The organism is Serratia sp. 22264, from assembly GCF_052045345.1.
Classification (GTDB): domain Bacteria; phylum Pseudomonadota; class Gammaproteobacteria; order Enterobacterales; family Enterobacteriaceae; genus Serratia; species Serratia plymuthica.
On sequence record NZ_JBQEOY010000002.1, the window covers coordinates 426,291 to 440,858 of the forward strand.

Annotated in this window: 15 protein-coding genes; 5 read left to right on the plus strand and 10 right to left on the minus strand. The window is 56.6% G+C overall.

Annotation, left to right across the window (positions count from 1 at the left end):
* Positions 1 to 100: 100 nt before the first annotated feature.
* The 6 genes from ACTJJ1_RS12915 to nadC all read right to left on the minus strand — a co-directional run bounded on the left by ACTJJ1_RS12915 (position 101) and on the right by nadC (position 5,649).
* Positions 101 to 292 carry a hypothetical protein gene (locus tag ACTJJ1_RS12915; RefSeq protein ID WP_440833956.1) on the minus strand — a complete coding sequence of 64 codons (192 nt, stop codon included), beginning with the start codon at positions 290 to 292 and terminating at the stop codon, positions 101 to 103.
* A 687-nt stretch (positions 293 to 979) separates the two neighbouring features.
* Positions 980 to 1,219, minus strand: a complete 240-nt coding sequence (locus tag ACTJJ1_RS12920) for a hypothetical protein (protein ID WP_440833958.1) — start codon at positions 1,217 to 1,219, stop codon at positions 980 to 982.
* Positions 1,220 to 1,468: 249 nt separating this feature from the next.
* Positions 1,469 to 2,668: a protein transport protein HofC gene (hofC, locus tag ACTJJ1_RS12925; RefSeq protein WP_004950169.1), complete on the minus strand. Its 1,200-nt coding sequence runs from the start codon at positions 2,666 to 2,668 to the stop codon at positions 1,469 to 1,471.
* A complete protein-coding gene (gspE, locus tag ACTJJ1_RS12930) occupies positions 2,665 to 4,113 on the minus strand; it encodes a type II secretion system protein GspE (protein ID WP_004950171.1) in 1,449 nt (482 codons plus the stop codon). The genes hofC and gspE overlap by 4 nt, the downstream gene beginning before the upstream one ends.
* Positions 4,110 to 4,559, minus strand: a complete 450-nt coding sequence (gene ppdD / locus ACTJJ1_RS12935; RefSeq protein ID WP_062791305.1) for a prepilin peptidase-dependent pilin — start codon at positions 4,557 to 4,559, stop codon at positions 4,110 to 4,112. Before ppdD ends, gspE begins: the two co-directional genes overlap by 4 nt.
* A gap of 199 nt (positions 4,560 to 4,758) precedes the next feature.
* Positions 4,759 to 5,649, minus strand: a complete 891-nt coding sequence (nadC, locus tag ACTJJ1_RS12940) for a carboxylating nicotinate-nucleotide diphosphorylase (protein WP_440833961.1) — start codon at positions 5,647 to 5,649, stop codon at positions 4,759 to 4,761.
* Positions 5,650 to 5,734: 85 nt separating this feature from the next.
* On the opposite strand from nadC, the gene ampD reads away from it, so the two are divergent.
* Both ampD and ampE read left to right on the plus strand, forming a co-directional pair.
* Positions 5,735 to 6,331, plus strand: coding sequence for a 1,6-anhydro-N-acetylmuramyl-L-alanine amidase AmpD (gene ampD, locus ACTJJ1_RS12945; protein WP_004950176.1), 597 nt, complete (start codon positions 5,735 to 5,737; stop codon positions 6,329 to 6,331).
* Entirely contained in the window at positions 6,331 to 7,185 is an 855-nt protein-coding gene (gene ampE, locus ACTJJ1_RS12950; protein ID WP_004950178.1) for a beta-lactamase regulator AmpE, read from the plus strand. The genes ampD and ampE overlap by 1 nt, the downstream gene beginning before the upstream one ends.
* Before the next feature lie 59 nt (positions 7,186 to 7,244).
* On the opposite strand, the gene hemL is transcribed toward ampE, so the two are convergent.
* On the minus strand, positions 7,245 to 8,534 hold the full coding sequence (gene hemL, locus ACTJJ1_RS12955) for a glutamate-1-semialdehyde 2,1-aminomutase (protein WP_004950179.1): 1,290 nt from the start codon (positions 8,532 to 8,534) through the stop codon (positions 7,245 to 7,247).
* Between the two features lie 179 nt (positions 8,535 to 8,713).
* Between hemL and clcA the strand changes: the two genes are divergently transcribed.
* Both clcA and erpA read left to right on the plus strand, forming a co-directional pair.
* Positions 8,714 to 10,153: a H(+)/Cl(-) exchange transporter ClcA gene (gene clcA, locus ACTJJ1_RS12960; RefSeq protein WP_041416744.1), complete on the plus strand. Its 1,440-nt coding sequence runs from the start codon at positions 8,714 to 8,716 to the stop codon at positions 10,151 to 10,153.
* Positions 10,154 to 10,242: 89 nt separating this feature from the next.
* Entirely contained in the window at positions 10,243 to 10,587 is a 345-nt protein-coding gene (erpA, locus tag ACTJJ1_RS12965; protein ID WP_004950184.1) for an iron-sulfur cluster insertion protein ErpA, read from the plus strand.
* Between the two features lie 106 nt (positions 10,588 to 10,693).
* Here the strand turns inward: erpA and ACTJJ1_RS12970 are convergent, their stop codons facing one another.
* The 3 genes from ACTJJ1_RS12970 to mtnN are packed head-to-tail and all read right to left on the minus strand — an operon-like array spanning position 10,694 to position 12,817.
* A complete protein-coding gene (locus ACTJJ1_RS12970) occupies positions 10,694 to 11,308 on the minus strand; it encodes a TRIC cation channel family protein (RefSeq protein WP_004950186.1) in 615 nt (204 codons plus the stop codon).
* Entirely contained in the window at positions 11,308 to 12,114 is an 807-nt protein-coding gene (gene btuF / locus ACTJJ1_RS12975; RefSeq protein ID WP_004950187.1) for a vitamin B12 ABC transporter substrate-binding protein BtuF, read from the minus strand. The genes ACTJJ1_RS12970 and btuF overlap by 1 nt, the downstream gene beginning before the upstream one ends.
* Position 12,115: 1 nt before the next feature.
* Complete coding sequence (mtnN, locus tag ACTJJ1_RS12980) at positions 12,116 to 12,817, minus strand: 5'-methylthioadenosine/S-adenosylhomocysteine nucleosidase (RefSeq protein ID WP_006323608.1); 702 nt, start codon at positions 12,815 to 12,817, stop codon at positions 12,116 to 12,118.
* Positions 12,818 to 12,946: 129 nt separating this feature from the next.
* Here mtnN and dgt point away from each other — a divergent pair, with 129 nt between their 5' ends.
* Complete coding sequence (dgt, locus tag ACTJJ1_RS12985; RefSeq protein ID WP_006323609.1) at positions 12,947 to 14,464, plus strand: dGTPase; 1,518 nt, start codon at positions 12,947 to 12,949, stop codon at positions 14,462 to 14,464.
* Positions 14,465 to 14,568 lie beyond the last annotated feature (104 nt).

Here is a 14,568-nt window from a genome sequence, read left to right on the forward strand (position 1 = left end):
ACTGACTGAGTTCCCAAGAACGTGGTCAACCCAGTACAGCGGCAAATGAAGGCAGCCAACAGCCTGCAGTTTGCAGGGCGATAGGTCTGAAATGCATCTGTCACGCGCTGATGGTTTTCTGTGGCTCTACCAGAATGCCATCTTGCGGGATCTGGTCATAACCGTACTGTTTAGTAAGGTCTGAATGGACATTGCACCAGTCGGTGTATGCTAGGAACATCTGGCAAAATATTTTCTCATTGGCTGTGTGTTCGGCCATGCCTCTATTTCCAGCGATGGTAGTCTTTCCCATAGAAAGAGTTTCCGGATCTTGCTTTCTCAAGGAGATGATATCGCTGTGTCCAGGCATGTTATTTGGCGTGATCTGGTGGTGATGAATAGTCCCTTTTGCCAACGCGGTTATAGTGGCATGCCATTTTCATCGACCAATTGCAGAACCACGGGTTTGCCGTGCCTGATACCGGATGTTCAGGAGTCAAATAATGGGAGCGACCCTGTTCTTTAATCCGCGTCTTCAGCGACAGTACCGTTCTGTACTTCGGCCTTCTGAGGGGAGAGTCGAGCCTCCTGACAGCGTGATTACCAATACGACTGTCGCAAGAGCTTCTTGAATTGCTATGGTATGAGATAAGAAGCGAGTCGTTGCATCTTTCCAAATTCCCTGTAAAAAACCAAGAATACCCTTTTCCTGACAATATCCGTGGTCAGGAGGATCCCTTAGCCACAGGCTTCTCATCGTGATTAAATCACCATTCAATTCCAAATTTCTTGAAATTTCACAGTGCAGATATTAACTTTCGCACCGTAGTTATGGCAGATAAGGAATAACTAAAGTGAATATATTAGCGCTCTAATTATAAATCGGAAAGGATTCTGATTATCTTAAAATAAGCCGATCATTTATAATGAGCGGCTTTTATGTGAAAATTATTTAATCTGTGAATGTATTAGGGATGGATAAATGGTTTTACTATTGAACTCATTTGCAATAGAAAACCTTTACCCATGCTCCACTAGTCTTGCGCAGAAACTTCTGCTCGGCTTGCTTGGCTGCATCCGTTGCATTATTGGCGATAAATACCCAATCCCACAGTCCGGTATCTTGAGTGTCCCCAAAACTGCCGCTGCACTGGAATTGTTTTTGACCTGCCTGGGAGGGTAGTGATGTCAATGCTGTCAATATACATACTACTGAAAATAACTTATTACGATAATTCATTTTATCCTCCTGATAAACTGTTCCATTCAAAAAACGATTAAGAAATTTCACTCCAACTACGGGATAAATAATAAACAAACTTCCTGTTTATACTATATGCTATATACTATTTTTTATGAGTGTTTTTAAAAATTGTGACATTGTTCAATGATTGAAGGATATCCTTCACTAAGAGCATTTTGCTGCAAGAGAACGGTTAAAGTAATGCCTGTATTGGCCACCATCATTATAGGTAGTGAGTACAACGGCTTACCCCAACACGTTCCCCAATTGAAATATCGGCAGATACATGGCGATCACCAGCGTCCCGACTATTCCTCCCACCACCAGCATCAATATCGGTTCCAGCGTTTGCGCCAGCGTATCGGCCAGTTCAAAGGTTTGCTGCTCATGCCACAGCGCCAGCTTGCCCAGCAAGGTGTCCAGCGAGCCGGACTCTTCGCCCACCCGCACCAACTGTTGGCATAATGGGGGGAACAGGGCCTGTTGACCCAGGGCGCTGTAGAAAGTATGTCCCTGTGCAATCTGTTGCCGAACCGTCTCAATCGCCTGACGGTAAAACAGGCTGTCCACCGACAGCGCCGCGGCGTTCAGGCCTTCAACCAGAGTGAGGCCTGCCTGCTGAGTCATGGCCAGAATACGGAATATTTGGCTCAGGCTACCGCCTTTGATCAGTTGCGCGATCAGCGGCAAGCGCAATAGCGTCGCCTGTTCGCGCCTGCGCCACTGCGGTTTTGGGTGCAGCCAGCGGAAATAGGAAAACACCGCTCCGGCCATTATCAACACCAGCCAGGGACCGCTGTGGACCAAGATCGCGGACAGGTTCAACAGCCCTTGGGTAAACCAGGGCAATGGCGCATCGAACGACTGGTAGACGCCGGCAAACTCCGGAAGCACCATCACCAGCATCAGAATGCTTACCAACAGTGCTACTGCGCAGATAAACAGCGGGTAACGCAGTGCCTTGATCACTTTTTTTTGCAGTTTTTGTTGCGCCTCCTGCTGTTGAGCCAGTTGCAGGCAGCAAGCGTCAAGATTGCCGGTCAGTTCCCCGATAGCGATTAATTGACGGTAGATGAGCGGAAAGATGGCGCGTTGCCCGGCGATAACGTCGGAGAAGGGCTGGCCCTGCCGTACCTGTTCGGTTATCTCGCGCAGCAGGCAGCGCCAGGCGGCAGACGGGTGCTCTTCCGCCAACAGTTGCAATCCGTTGACCAGCGGTAACCCGGCTTGCAGTAGGGTGGCGAGCTGGCGGGTGAATTGGATCATGGGTTCGCCCCGCCACTGAGCGGGGGCAATGCGTTTCCCACCATTAATCTGGCAGGGTTGCAACCCCTGCTCAATGAGCCATTGGCTGACCAGGTGTTTTTCGTTGCTCATCCGCTCCCCCTGGCGTAACTGGCCGTGAGGATCGACTGCTTGCCACAGGAAAAGACGCTGTGCTTTCACGGCGTCGCTCCGCTTTCGGCGGTGATACCGACAATGCGATATACCTCTTCCAACGAGGTGAGGCCTTGAGAAACCAGCGTTAGTCCGGCTTGCAGCAGCGTTATCTGTCCTTGTTGTCGGGCGATATCGGCCAACTGGCCGGGGGCTGCGCCTTGCAGCAGACCGGCTTGCACCTCTGGAGTGATCATCAGCAGCTCATAAACCCCTGTGCGGCCGTAATAACCGCTAAAGCAGTGTTCGCAGCCGTCAGCCTGCCAGGGCAACAGAGGGGTGGCCCAAATGGCGGTGGGAAAGTGAACGGGCAGGTTCTGTTGATAGCGACAGTGACTGCACAGCTTGCGCACCAGCCGCTGGGCGATGACCAGCTTCAGACAGGCGGCGATCAGATAACCCGGAATACCCATATGGGTCAGACGCGTCAGGGTTTCGCTGGTGGAGTTGGTGTGCAGCGTCGAGAGGACCAGATGACCGGTTTGAGCCGCTTTCACTGCGATTTCCGCCGTTTCCCGGTCGCGGATCTCACCGATCATGATGACGTCCGGATCCTGGCGCAACAAGGCGCGCAGCACGCGAGAGAAATCCAGCTCGGTTTTGGGGTTTATCTGGGTCTGGTTGACGCCGAACAGAGGAATTTCAATCGGGTCCTCGACGCTGCACAAATTGCTTTGCGCGTCATTCAATTGTCGCAGGCCGCTGTACAGCGTGACGGTTTTACCGCTGCCGGTCGGGCCTGTGACCAGGATCATGCCCTGGGGGCAGGACAGTGCTTCAGCATACTGCGCCAGCGCCGTTTGGCTCATGCCTAACCGATCCAACGGCAGCTCCTGGCGTTCGGTTTGTAGGATCCTCAGCACCACTTTTTCACCGTGCAGTGTCGGTAAGGTAGCGATGCGCATTGAATAACTGGCGTTATCCAGTTGTACGCTGAGCTGCCCATCCTGCGGCAGACGGCGCTCGGCGATATCCAACTGCCCCATGATCTTCAGTCGGGCGATAAGACGTGCGGCCAGGGGGAAAGGCGGTGAAGCTACGGCCTGCAACACGCCGTCGATGCGCAGCCGGATACGCAGTGTCTGCAGATAAGGTTCGAAATGAATGTCCGACGCGCGTCGTTGTATGGCGATGCGCAGCGTTTGGTTGATAAACTGCACCACGGGTGCGTCGCTGTCGTCATTTAATGAGGAGGCGTCCGGCTCGGCTTCCGGCGCGCTTTGTCCAAGCCTGTCACCCTGCATTTGCCGGCGGTTCAGTTCCAGTTCCAGTCGGGCCGCAGGCCACTGCTCCAGATGAATACGTTTGCCGGTGGCGAAACGCAGGGCCGGCAGCAGCTCCTGCGGTACTTCAGCGTTCAGGGCAACGGTCAGGCTGTCGTCGTCTTCGCTGAGCGCCAGCGCCTGGTAGCGCTGGCACAGGGCGTGAATTTCATCGCTGATGCCTATGCTCATTGAGATGCCCCCTTCGCCGTATCGTCAAAGCGGAAGACTTCCTGGCAGGTCTCCTGCAGATTGACGTTGTCGCTGGTGCACTGACGTGTCCAACGCGTCAGGCCGCTGGCGTTCTGGGTGGGCGTCAGCGCTACGGTCAGACCTTGCAGCGTTTGCGTGCCGGTCAGCGTGATCACGCCCTGGCTGACCTTAATGGCGCTGACGTAACGTGAGGTGCCGCCGGTAGGAATGCCTTTACTGCCGGCATTACAACCTGCCGGTGCGCCGCCATCGAGCACGCACAGCTCCACGGCCAGCTTGTAAGGGGTCATGACTTGCAGCATGTCAGTCATCGCCGCTTTCTGAATATACCGTTGGTAGGCGGGTACGCCTATGGCGCTCAATATTGCGATAATGGCGATCACCACCATCAGTTCGATCAGAGTAAAACCGCGCTGTGTTTCCATTTGTTATTGCCTCCCTGTGAATGTGGAGGTAACGGTAACGGCTCGTACAACGGGCTTCTAGCGGGGAGTCAGTGTTCTGCGGCGCGCTTCCACGGCAAGTTGTTCTGCTTGCAGCGGCATGAAAATAGTTGCGGCGGGATTCGCAGTTTTGACGAAAAAGCACCGCCCTGGCTGGCCAGGACGGTGTGAAAGGCAGAGATTATTTAAAGCGCATTGAGAGATCGAGTGCGGTCACATGTTTGGTCAGTGCGCCAACGGAGATGTAGTCCACGCCGGTTTCGGCGAAGGTGCGCAGCGTTTCGCTGGTCACGTTGCCGGAGACTTCCAACTGTGCGCGGCCTTGGGTCTGCGATACCGCGGCACGCATCATCTCGACGCTGAAGTTATCCAGCATGACGATGTCGGCGCCGGCATCCAGCGCCTGTTGCAGTTCATCGAGGGATTCTACTTCCACTTCGACCGGCACGTCGGCATGCAGCCAAAAAGCCTTCTCGACCGCATTTTTGATCGAGCCGGAGGCGATGATGTGGTTTTCCTTGATCAGGAAGGCATCGGATAATCCCAACCGGTGATTGCTGCCGCCACCGCACAGCACCGCATATTTCAGTGCGGTGCGCAGTCCCGGCAGGGTTTTTCGCGTATCCAGCAGGCGGGTTTGCGTCCCTTGCAGCAGTGCCACATAACGGCTGACTTCGGTCGCTACGCCGGAAAGCGTCTGCACAAAGTTCAGCGCGGTGCGCTCGCCGGTCAGCAGTATCCGCGCCGGCCCGCTCAGTTTGCACAGCGGTTGGTCAGGCACCAGGCGATCGCCATCCGCCACCAGCCATTCCACCTTCACCTGGTTGCCCAACTGGATGAAGACCTCACTCAGCCAGCGCCGGCCGCAAAACACGCCGGGTTCACGGGTGATAATGGTGGCTTCTGCCTGCTTGTCGGCCGGTAACAATTGCGCGGTAATATCGTGTTCGGCATTGACTTCACCCCCCAGGTCTTCGCGCAGCGCCTGGGCAACGGCATAGGGGATATCGCTTTCAATTCGTTCAAGAAGCTCGGTGCGGCGACTGTCGGCATCGTAGCGGCGTGTCGGCATAGAAAACTCCGAAATGGACGGTAAGATCGTAGGGGGAACATGCTACTCTGTTGCCGTGATAAGTACCACCGCAGAGAGGTGTCTGATGCAGTTAGAGCATGGCTGGATTGTCGGGGTGAAACGGGTCGTTTCGCCGCATTGCGATCTTCGCCCGAATGATGAAGCCCCTTCGCTGCTGGTGATCCACAATATCAGCCTGCCGCCCGGCGAGTTTGGCGGCCCCTATATCGATCGGCTGTTTACCGGCACCCTCGATCCCGCAGATCACCCCTATTTTTCCGGCATCCATCAGCTTAGGGTCTCGGCGCATTGTCTGATCCGCCGCGAGGGTGAAATCATTCAGTATGTGCCGTTCGACAAGCGCGCCTGGCACGCCGGCGTTTCCGAGTATCAGGGGCGCGAACGCTGCAACGATTTTTCGATCGGCATTGAACTGGAAGGTACCGATCAACTGCCGTTCACGCCGCAGCAATATCAGAGCCTGAAAGCGGTGACCGCGCTGTTAATCAGGTATTATCCGATGTCGGCGGCAAGCATTACCGGGCACAGTAATATCGCCCCTGGCCGCAAAACCGATCCAGGCCCGGCGTTTGACTGGGACTTTTATCTGGCATCTCTGGAACAACCCTGCGAGCCCGATGGCGCTATGCTTGGGAAAATGGAAAGGGAGAGGAGTCGCTAATGACGCTGTTTACGCTGTTACTGGTTCTGGCGTGGGAACGTTTGTTCAAGCTGGGGGAGCACTGGCAACTGGATCATCGCCTGGAAGTGGTGTTCCATCGGCTGCATAGATTTTCGCTGGCGCAGACGCTGCTGCTGACCGTCGCCTGGATGGTGGTGGTGTGGGGCATTTTGTGGTTGGCTCACGGGCTTTTGTTCGGCGTGGTGACGCTGCTGCTGTGGATTATTATCGATTTGCTGTGTGTGGGCGCCGGCATCAAGCGCAAACACTATCGTGCCTATCTTAAGGCGGCGCGGCAGGGGGATGCCCATGCCAGCGACCAAATGGCGGAGGAACTGGCGCTGATCCACGGCTTGCCGGCGAATTGCAGCGAAGAGCTGCGCCTGCGCGAACTGCAAAATGCGCTGCTGTGGACTAACTTCCGTTATTATCTGGCACCGCTGTTTTGGTTTGTGGTCTGCGGGCCATACGGGCCAATCGCATTGGCGGGTTATGCTTTCCTGCGTGCTTATCAAACCTGGCTGGCGCGTCACAATACTCCGCTGGAGCGTTCTCAATCCGGCATCGATCATCTGTTGCACTGGCTGGACTGGATCCCGGTACGCCTGGCAGGCGTGGCTTATGCGCTGCTGGGGCACGGTGAAAAAGCCTTGCCGGCATGGTTTGCGTCGCTGGGCGATCGTCATACCTCGCAATATCAGGTACTGACTCGCCTGGCGCAGTTTTCTCTGGCGCGCGATCCGCATAGGGATCCGGTACAAACCCCGCGTGCGGCGGTCACTCTGGCGCGTAAGGTGACGATGGTTATCGTGGTGGTAGTGGCGCTGCTGACGATTTACGGTACCTTGCTCTAACAAAATAAAAACGGGCGCTCAGTTCACACTGGCGCCCGTTTTTGTTTGACCGCGAAATATTACAGCTTGGCGAAGCAGCGGCGTGCGGCATCGATGGTGCGCTGAATGTCTTCCTTGCTGTGCGCAATGGACATAAAGCCGGCTTCAAAGGCGGAAGGCGCCAGATAAACGCCCTCATCCAGCATCAGATGGAAGAAGCGCTTAAAGCGTTCCACATCGCACTGCATCACGTCCTGGTAGCAGGTCACCGCCGGGGCATCGGTAAAGAACAGGCCGAACATGCCACCGACGTGGTTGACGACCAGCGCGACGTTTTCTTCTTTGGCCGCATCCCGCAGGCCTGCCGCCAGCATATCGGTCAATTCGGTCAGCGTCTGGTGGACACCGACCTGCGAAACCTCGGTCAGGCAGGCATAACCGGCCGCCATCGCAATCGGGTTACCGGACAGCGTTCCTGCCTGATAGACCGGGCCGGTTGGCGCCAGCGCCGCCATCACGTCGCGACGGCCACCGAACGCACCCACAGGCATACCGCCGCCGATGATTTTACCCAGACAGGTAAGGTCCGGCTCCACATCGTAATAGGCCTGCGCCCCAGCCAGCGCTACGCGAAAGCCGGTCATCACTTCATCGATAATCAGCAATGCGCCGTAGGTGTCGCACAGTGCCCGCAGGCCCGGCAGGAATTCCGGCAGCGGCGGCACGCAGTTCATGTTGCCGGCGACCGGCTCGACGATGATGCAGGCGATCTCGGCAGGATACTGTTCGAACGCGGCGCGGACCGAATCCAGATCGTTGTAGGTGCAGGTCAGCGTGTGCTTGGCGAAATCGGCAGGCACGCCCGGCGAGTTCGGTTGGCCCAGAGTCAGCGCGCCGGAACCGGCTTTTACCAGCAGGCAGTCGGCGTGGCCATGGTAGCAGCCCTCGAACTTGATGATTTTATCGCGATTGGTGTAGCCGCGCGCCAGACGAATAGCGCTCATGGTGGCCTCGGTACCCGAGTTTACCATCCGCACCATATCCATGGTCGGCACCAGTTCGGTGACCAACTCCGCCATTTTGACTTCCATCTCGGTGGGAGCGCCAAAACTCAGGCCGCGCTGCGCCGCTTCGATGACCGCGTTGCGGATCGCCGGGTGGTTGTGCCCCAGCACCATGGGGCCCCAGGAACCGACGTAGTCGATATAGGCTTTGCCGTCGACGTCGAACAGGTAAGCCCCGTCCGCCCGCTCGATAAACAGCGGCACACCGCCAACGCCGGTGAATGCACGCACCGGAGAGTTAACCCCACCTGGGATCACCTGTTGCGCTTGGGCATACAGACTTTCGGACTTGCTGTGTAAGCTCATAAATCGGCTCCTGGATTCTCTTTCGAATGATTTAATCGCGCTATTCTAGAGAAGTGTTCGTCGATATGAAACGATCACAGTCAGATACCTATTTTGGGGGGCGGTCGCTCAGTGGGTGCGTTAGAATAATTGGCTTCCCTATTTGTATTACATTTAATTCCGTTAATGAATACCCCATTATGACTGAATTGCAGCAACAGCCGCCGATGGCGCGGGCTCCACGCTTGAAACGCAGTGACGCGGTGCGTCAGTTTATCCGCCGAGACAAAACGCCGGTGGCCATCCTGTTTATGGCTGCGGTGGTGGGCACCCTGGCGGGATTGCTCGGCGTAGCCTTTGATAAGGCGGTGGACTGGGTGCAGCAGCAGCGGTTATCCGCGCTGGCGCAGGTCGCCGATTCCTGGATCCTGGTTTGGCCGCTGGCTTTCATTCTTTCTGCTGCGTTGGCGGTGCTGGGGTATTACCTGGTGCGCCGCTTTGCGCCGGAAGCGGGCGGCTCAGGCATACCGGAGATCGAAGGGGCGCTGGAAGAGTTGCGTCCGGTACGTTGGTGGCGGGTGATCCCGGTGAAGTTTATCGGTGGCATGGGCACGCTGGGGGCGGGCATGGTACTCGGCCGTGAAGGGCCCACGGTGCAGATGGGGGGCAACGTCGGGCGTATGGTATTGGATATCTTCCGCATGCGCGGCGCCGAAGCGCGTCATTCGTTGCTGGCCACCGGCGCGGCCGCCGGGCTGTCCGCCGCCTTCAATGCGCCGCTGGCGGGCATTCTGTTTATCATTGAGGAAATGCGTCCGCAGTTCCGCTATAACCTGATCTCGATTAAAGCGGTGTTTATCGGCGTGATCATGTCGAGCGTGGTGTTTCAGTTGTTCAATGGTGAGCACTCGGTGATTGAGGTAGGCAAGCTTTCCTCCGCGCCGATCAACACGCTGTGGCTGTATTTGGTGCTGGGTGCGGTGTTCGGCGCCGTTGGGGTGATGTTTAACGCCCTGATTTTTCGCACTCAAGATATGTTTGCCCGTTTCCATGGCGGGAAAATGCGTAACATCCTGATGATTGGTGGGCTGATCGGCGGTACGTGCGGCATTCTTGGGCTAATCCAGCCGCAAGCGGCGGGTGGCGGTTTTGGTTTGATCCCGATTGCTGCTGCCGGCAATTACAGCGTCGGTATGCTGCTGTTTATTTTCATCGCACGGGTGATCACCACACTGCTGTGCTTTGGCTCAGGCGCGCCGGGCGGGATCTTTGCGCCAATGCTGGCGCTGGGCACGCTGTTTGGCACCGCTTTTGGCCTGGCCGGTGCGCACCTGTTTCCACAGTACGGCATTGAGGCCGGTACTTTCGCCATTGCCGGAATGGGCGCGTTGTTTGCCGCCACGGTGCGCGCACCCTTGACCGGGATCGTGCTGGTGTTGGAGATGACCGATAATTATCAGCTCATACTGCCAATGATCATTACCTGCCTTGGTGCTACGCTGGTGGCACAGTTCCTCGGGGGTAAGCCGTTGTATTCGTCGATATTGGCCCGTACGTTGCAACGGCAGGAAGCGCTGCAGGCGCGTGAGGCGGCAGATAAAACAGGTAAAGAAAATACAACAAATGCGGTGAATACTTGAACGCAGCACTCAGGTATTGGATAATCAAAAACATTAATCAGACTGCCATTGTAGCGGCCTGATGCAGAACAATGTTGGGAGTAAAGAGTATGAGTGATGAAACAGCACTGCCCCTGCAATTTACCGAGGCAGCAGCAAGCAAGGTTAAAGTCCTGATTGCTGATGAAGAAAATCCGAATCTGAAGTTGCGGGTTTACATTACCGGTGGCGGCTGCAGCGGATTCCAGTACGGTTTCACTTTTGACGACAAGGTCAACGATGGCGATATGACCATCGAGAAGCAGGGCGTTGCGCTGGTGGTTGACCCAATGAGCCTGCAATATCTGGTGGGCGGTTCGGTCGATTATACCGAAGGGCTGGAAGGTTCACGTTTCGTGGTAACCAACCCTAACGCCAAAACCACCTGCGGCTGCGGTTCTTCGTTCAGCGTCTGATCCCGCCTGCAGCAGCATAAAACCCGCCAACCTCACCGGTTTGCGGGTTTTTTTATGGTCGCCATTTCATGCTGATCCGAACCGGGTTTGCTTCGGCGGGCAGTCGTTATCGTTCGAGGATAAACGCGGGCAGTTTCAGATGCCAGCGGATGGCCGCCAGCCGGATCGCCAGCGTGATGCCCATGCCAAGCATCATCGCCTGCTGCAGCGGCATACCGAAGGTGGCGAAAGCGGTAACGTGGACGATACCGCCGACAATACAGGCGGTGGCATAAACTTCGGTTCGCAGGATCATCGGAATTTCCCGCGCCAGGACGTCCCGGATAATACCGCCGCCAACCCCGGTAATGACCCCCATGCACACCGCCACCAGCGGGCCGGTATCGGCGGCGAAGGCTTTATTGACGCCGATGCCGACGAACACCGCCAGCCCGACGGCATCCAGCACCGGCAGGATCCATTTCGGCAGGCGTCGCGGCTGGCGTACCAGCAACAGCGTCAGCACGCAGGTTATCATCGCCACCACCAGATCGGTTGGATCTTTCACCCAAAATACCGGGCCATTGGCCAGCGCCATATCGCGGATGGTGCCGCCGCCGACCGCCGTGACCACGCCGAGCACCAACACGCCGAACGGATCCATGCGCAACTTGCCGGCCAACAATACGCCGGAGATGGCGAAAACCGCGGTACCCAGAATATCCAGCCAAAACACCAGCATCAGGGGAGCTCCGCCAGTTGGCTGCACAGTTGCTGTGCGGCCAGCATGATGCGCGGGCCGGCGCGGTTGAACCAGTCGCCGTTCAGTGCAATCACCGGCACTTGCAGCTGTGGTGCCCAAAAGGCTTTCACGCTGGCAATCTCTTTTGCGTCGCCGGTAATCACTACGGCCTGAGGGTGGCGGGCCAACACTTGCTCGCGGCTGATTTGCGGCCACGGCATGCGGCTGTCGGCAAAGATATTCTCCGCTCCGCACAGCGACAGCACCTGGCTTTGCAGAGTGGCGCCGGAGCTGGTGAACAGCGGCTGGGTGCCAAACTGCAACAAGACCCGATGCGGCTGGTTGTGCGGATATTTTGCTTTCAGTGCGGCGATCTGTTGGCGCATGGTGCCCGCAGCCTGGTGCGCCTGCTCCGGATGCGGGCTGTATTTGGCCAGGTCATCCAGCGACTGGGCGATGTCATCGAGCGTGGTGGCATCCGCATAAAAAATCGGGATACCGAAGGCGGCGAGCTGATCCAGCACCCGTTGCGGATTGCCGCCGCGCCAGGCGAGGATCAGATCCGGCTTCAGCGCCAGTACCCGCTCAAGGTTGATCCCTTGCCAGGACGCCACCTGTTCCAGCTTCTTGGCCGCCGGTGGGTAATCGGAGAAGGCGCTCACCGCCAGCAGGGTATCGCCCATGCCGGCGGCGTAGGCAAGCTCGGTGGCATTGGGCGCCAGGCTGATCACGCGTTGAGCGGCGCCGGCAGGCAGTGCTGCCCAGAGCACGAGCAGCCACAACAGAGCTGAAAAGCGTGGCTTCACATCAACCGCGCTTGGCCAGGGTTTGCAGCATTGCGTTGACCATCAACGTTGATTGCTGGGCGGCCACGACAAGGAACTCGTCAAAGCTCATGTGCGATTCACTGTCGGCGACGTCAGAGATGGCACGCACCACCACAAACGGCGTGCCGAACAGGTGGCAAACGTGGCCGACGGCGGCGGCTTCCATTTCTACCGCGGCAACGGTTGGGAAGGTGGTGCGGATGCGCTCCAACGGTTCTGCGCCGTTAATGAAGGCGTCGCCGCTGCAGATCAGGCCGCGCACCGCGTTAAGATCCAACTGCTTGATGCAGCTTTCCGCCAGCGCAATCAGCGCTTCGTCCGCCACGAAGGCCGCCGGGCAACCGGCCATCTGGCCTGGTTCGTAACCAAAGGCGGTAACATCGGCGTCGTGATAGCGCACTTCTTCGGAAACCACGATATCGCCCACTTTCAGCGTAGCGGCCAGGCCACCGGCGGAACCGGTATTGATCACCAGATCCGGCTTGCAGTGTTCCAGCAGCAGAGTGGTGCCCATTGCCGCAGAAACTTTACCGATACCGGATTTCAGCAGTGCCACGTCAACGCCGCCGATCTGGCCGGTATAGATTTCACAACCCGCGCGTTGAATGGTCTGACGGTTTTCAATTTGTTCGCGCAGCAGGGTAACTTCCTGTTCCATGGCGCCGATGATGCCTACTTTCATAAATAACACTCGCTGATTGGGTGTGGGAATTGCGCCATAGTCTATCATGGCTCTCATAGAGAGATAATCCGTTGCATATGCCGTCGGGAATTGTTATCACGGAGGCTGGGCGCAACGGAGGAGAAACAGATGTCCGGGATCGACTTTAAGCAAAAAATCAGCTTCCAGCGGCCTTTCAGTAAGCCTATCGAGGCTGAGGAAGAATATGACATCGTGCGGCAGTTTGAGAGCGATCGCGGGCGTATCGTCAATTCAGCCGCCATTCGCCGTCTGCAGCAAAAAACCCAGGTGTTCCCTCTGGAGCGCAACGCCGCGGTGCGTAGCCGTCTGACGCACTCGATGGAAGTGCAGCAGGTCGGGCGGCACATTGCAAAAGAGATCCTCAACCGTTTCAAACAGGAACGGCGGATCGACGCGCTCGGCCTGACCAAACTGCTCGATCCTTTTGAAAGCATAGTTGAGATGTCCTGCCTGATGCACGACATCGGCAACCCGCCGTTTGGGCATTTCGGCGAGTCGGCGATTAACGACTGGTTTTCCCAGCGGCTCGATCCCGCCAGTTGCGGGAGCGAGCCCGCCAGCAACGATCGTTGCCAGATCGGCGTGCTGCGCCTGCACGAAGGCGAAGGCGATCTCAACCGCCTGCGCAGCCGCATCCGCCACGATCTCAGCCATTTCGAGGGCAATGCCCAGGCGATTCGGCTGGTGCATACGTTACTGAAGCTCAACCTGACCTATGCGCAGGTGGGCTGCATTCTGAAATATACCCGTCCGGCGTACTGGGCGAGCGAGATCCCCGCCAGCCACAGCTACCTGATGAAAAAACCGGGCTTTTATCTGGCGGAAGAGGCGTTTGTCGATCGTTTGCGGCGCGAGCTGAATATGGGCGAGTTCGATCGCTTCCCGCTGACTTATATCATGGAGGCGGCGGACGATATTTCTTACTGCGTCGCCGATCTGGAAGACGCGGTGGAAAAAAACATTTTCACCGTTGAACAACTTTATCAGCATTTAACTCAGGAATGGGGCGAGGTATCGCCGGGCGACTTGTTTGATAAAACCGTGGCCAGCGCTTTTCGCAAGATCGATCGCGGCGGCGCGCGGCGCAGCAGTGAAGATCAGTTCTTCATGTATTTGCGGGTGTTCACCGTGGCGCGGCTGGTGCCGCATGCGGCGCAGCGTTTTATTGATAATCTGGATGCGGTTTATCGGGGTAACTTTAATCAGGCGTTGCTGGAAGACTCCAGCCCGGCGTACCAACTGCTGAAGATCTTCAAAAATGTGGCCTTCAAGCACGTGTTCAACCACCCCGAAGTGGAGCAGCTTGAGCTGCAGGGCTACCGGGTGATCAGCGGCTTGCTGGACATCTACAGCCCCTTGCTGGCGATGTCGCTGGCGGATTTTACCCGCTTGGTGCAGGAAGACAGCCATCGCGCTTATCCGATAGAAACGCGCCTGTTCCACAAACTTTCCACCAAACATCGGTTGGCGTATGTCGAAGCGGTTGAAGGGTTGCAACACCTGTCGCCCGAGCAATTGGCGATCCGGGAATATTATTTCCGCGCGCGTTTGCTGCAAGATTATATCAGCGGCATGACCGATCTTTATGCCTACGACGAATATAGAAAACTAATGGCAGCTGAATAATTCATTCAGTTAATAAATATTATTTGAACGCATGCGTTGCAGATCGCAGTGAGTATTTCGAGTTTTGTAAAGACGGACAATATTTGTTTACTATTACCAATAAC